Genomic DNA, 491 nt, shown 5'->3' with positions numbered 1-491 from the left:
CGCCAGCCAGCACCCCCACCAACCAGGACAACACCCGCCCATCCACCGTCTCCGGCAGATCAACCAGCCCACCCCAACGCTCCGGATGCTCCAACCCCACAACCCGACCCAGACCCCACACCCCAGCCTGAGCCACATCACGCAACCGATCCGACGCCGCAACCGACACCGCACCCCGCGTCACACACCACAACGGCGCCACCACACCGGCATCACCCAACGCCTGCACCAACACAGCCGTCGACACCACACCCGGCAACACCGACACCACACCAACCAGCGACCCACCCACCCCGGCAAGCCGCTCCGCCAACACACCACGGTCAGCGTCAAACACCAACTCCCGAACACCGGCCCCACGCTCGGCCAGCCCCGCCACAACATCCGCCGAAGCCCCCGCCTCCGGCACCACAACCAACCACTCACCAGACAACCGCGACGCCGCAGAAACCCCACCCAACGAACGCCACGCCACCCGATAACGCCAACCG

The 491-nt window shown here is 67.8% G+C and carries 1 protein-coding gene; it reads right to left on the bottom strand.

Features of this window, described 5'->3' with window-relative positions; all coding sequences use genetic code 11:
- Positions 1–475 (bottom strand): hypothetical protein (locus O5O46_RS35135; protein ID WP_333482458.1); only part of this gene is annotated, 475 nt, incomplete at its 3' end.
- Positions 476–491 lie beyond the last annotated feature (16 nt).

This window comes from Streptomyces sp. RPT161, assembly GCF_027533845.1.
Taxonomy (GTDB): Bacteria; Actinomycetota; Actinomycetes; order Streptomycetales; family Streptomycetaceae; genus Streptantibioticus_A; species Streptantibioticus_A silvisoli_A.
This window is presented reverse-complemented; position numbering and strand designations above follow the sequence as displayed.